Annotated in this window: 2 protein-coding genes; both read right to left on the bottom strand. The window is 63.9% G+C overall.

Going from position 1 to position 2,461, the window contains the following annotated elements; genetic code table 11:
* Positions 1 to 79 precede the first annotated feature (79 nt).
* Positions 80 to 1,798: an IS1634 family transposase gene (locus VEC57_15145; protein HYC00472.1), complete on the bottom strand. Its 1,719-nt coding sequence runs from the start codon at positions 1,796 to 1,798 to the stop codon at positions 80 to 82.
* 131 nt (positions 1,799 to 1,929) lie between these two features.
* Positions 1,930 to 2,400 (bottom strand): VOC family protein, encoded by a 471-nt coding sequence (locus VEC57_15140; GenBank protein ID HYC00471.1) that lies wholly within the window; start codon positions 2,398 to 2,400, stop codon positions 1,930 to 1,932.
* Between the last annotated feature and the right edge of the window lie 61 nt (positions 2,401 to 2,461).

Below are 2,461 nucleotides of genomic sequence, written 5' to 3'. Positions count from 1 at the left end.
CCGAAGTTCCCCGGCCCGCGGAACGAATTTGTCCTTGAGTGACAAGCACTTGAGAGGGAATGCGGCTTCCGATTGCTGCCTACACGGCGATTTCGCGGATGAGATCGAGTGCCTGGCGCTGCTTGTGGGTTGGAGTCGTACAGACGTCGAAGCTGGTATCAGCGCCAGGGGTTCGGCAGGTGTTGCGCACGATGGTGGCCATCTCGTCGATCAAGGTGCGGAAGCTGTGCACCGGCGTGCCGTCGTCGAGCGTCCGGTGGTGGACCTTGTCTAGCGCCTCATCGGAGCGGGCAGCTGGCGCAACCGGATCGCGCGTCGCCTTTGCCGCCTGATCCGTGTCGGTGAACATCAGCGCAGCCCAAGCCTGACGCATGTGCCACTCGACGTAATAGGCCAGCATGCACAGCAAGATATGGGTGCGCACGCGATCGGCAGTGCGGTGATGAATGGGTCGCACCTTCAGGTCCACCGTCTTCAGTGAGCGGAAGGCGCGCTCCACGTTGGCCAGAGCCTTGTAGTTGCGCACGCAGTCAGCAGCATCCATGCGCTGTGCATCGACCGAGGTGCGGATGATGTAGATGCCGTCCAATGCAGCCTCGGCGGAGATCGCTTCAGGCTTGCGCGCGAAGGAGAAGCTGTCGCCGCCGATGGTCAGCTCGAAGTGCTTGGCGACCTTGTGTTTGTTGACGATCTTGCCCACGCTCACGCCGATCCCATCGGCACCGGCAAGCCGGCCTGCATCGACACGATCCTTGATCGCCTGCAGGTTCTTCTCCGTGGACCGCAGCAAGTCCTCGCGCTTGTGCGCGCGCAGCGCCGCCAGTTGTGGGTTGCGGCATGCCACCAGCCGCTCGCCCGGGTATTCGGGCGCAGTCAACTCGATCAGGTTGCGCTCGTCGAACAACCCGAGTTGCAATTGCCCTTGTTCGACAAGCGCACGGATCGACGTGTTCTTCAATGCCCCGATCCAGTCGACGCCGTCGAGTTGGCGCAGTTCTGCGATCGCCTTGTGGCCGATCATGCCGCGATCGCCCACGATGACCAGGTGCTCGATGCCGAACTGCTCGCGCAATCGCTGCACCTCGGGCACGAAGGTGGCGCTGTCGGCCACATTGCCCTCGTGCACCGACACGGCCACCGGACACCCCAGCGCATTCGTGAGCAGCCCATAGTTGACCTGCAGCAGGCCTTTCTTGCCGTCCCGGTTGTGGCCCAGCTTGGCCAGCGGACAGGTGGTGCCTTCGAAGTAGCTCGAGCTCAAGTCGTACAGCACCAGGCCGCCGTCGCTCAAATGACGCGCGGCAAGCTTCGCCTGGATCGAATCCTGGCGCGCCAGCAGCCAGTCCATGGCGGCATACAGGTTGTCCTCATCGGAATCGGCCACGCCGAAGTCCGCGGCCAACGTACAGGTGTGCCACCAGCGTGTCGTGGCCAGCTTCGTGTTCGGCGCCACGATGCGCGCAGCCACCATGGCCAGCACGAGGTCGCGCTCATGGGATGGCTTGGAGGCCACGAGCGAGGCGAATCCCAGACGCTGCATCGCAAGCGTCACGGCCTGCACGTGACCATGCGCACGCGAAGCCGTGATCTCCAACGACTGCGCGACGGGCTGCAAGGCCTCGCCGCGCAGTGCAGCGCGAATGGCTTCGATCTGCTCGGACGACAGGTCGGAAAGATTGGCCAGCGTTCGTTTGCGGACCTTGTCGCCCTCGCGGTAGGACTCGCGCAGCAGCACGGTGGGTGGCGATCCGCGATTCGGCACGACGTGAATATGCATGCCTACATCAATAGGCGACATTCATGCATATGTCAAGCCAAAAGACATGCCTACGTTTTGGAGGCGAATTGGCGATAGAAATCCGTCTCCTACGAGGAGACTGATGCCCAAAACGGGGTCATGTCGACGGGGAACTTCGGCTTAGAGATGCCTCAGCCCAGCGCCGCGATCACATCCGGCGGCGCCTGCACCAGCTCGATCAGCACGCCCTCGCCGGCGATCGGGAACTGATCGTTCGACTTGGGGTGGATGAAGCAGATGTCGTGGCCCGCGGCGCCCGCGCGGATGCCGCCCGGCGCGAAGCGCACGCCGTTGGCTGTCATCCATTCGACCGCCTGCTTCAGGTCGTCGACCCACAGGCCCACGTGGTTCAGCGGCGTCATGTGCACCGCCGGCTTCTTCTCCGGGTCCAGCGGCTGCATCAGGTCGACCTCGACCGCATGCGGGCCCTGGCCCAGCGCGCAGATGTCCTCGTCGACGTTCTCGCGCTCGCTGACGAAGCTGCTCTTGACCGCCAGGCCCAGCACGTCGACCCACAGCGACTTCAGGCGCTGCTTGTCGGGACCACCGATGGCGATCTGCTGGATGCCCAGGATGCGGAAGGGCCTTGGGCCGGTGCTCATGGCTTCAGTTCCGAGCTGACGGGCAGGTCCAGCCGCTTCAGCAGCGCCCGGTCATCGGCAA

Source organism: Candidatus Limnocylindrales bacterium, assembly GCA_035626395.1.
Classification (GTDB): domain Bacteria; phylum Desulfobacterota; class Binatia; order UBA1149; family CAITLU01; genus DASPNH01.
This window is presented reverse-complemented; position numbering and strand designations above follow the sequence as displayed.

Coding starts and splice junctions, on each gene's coding strand:
- VEC57_15145 (HYC00472.1), bottom strand. CDS start 1,798: ATGTCGCCTATTGATGTAGGCATGCATATTCACGTCGTGCCGAATCGC.
- VEC57_15140 (HYC00471.1), bottom strand. CDS start 2,400: ATGAGCACCGGCCCAAGGCCCTTCCGCATCCTGGGCATCCAGCAGATC.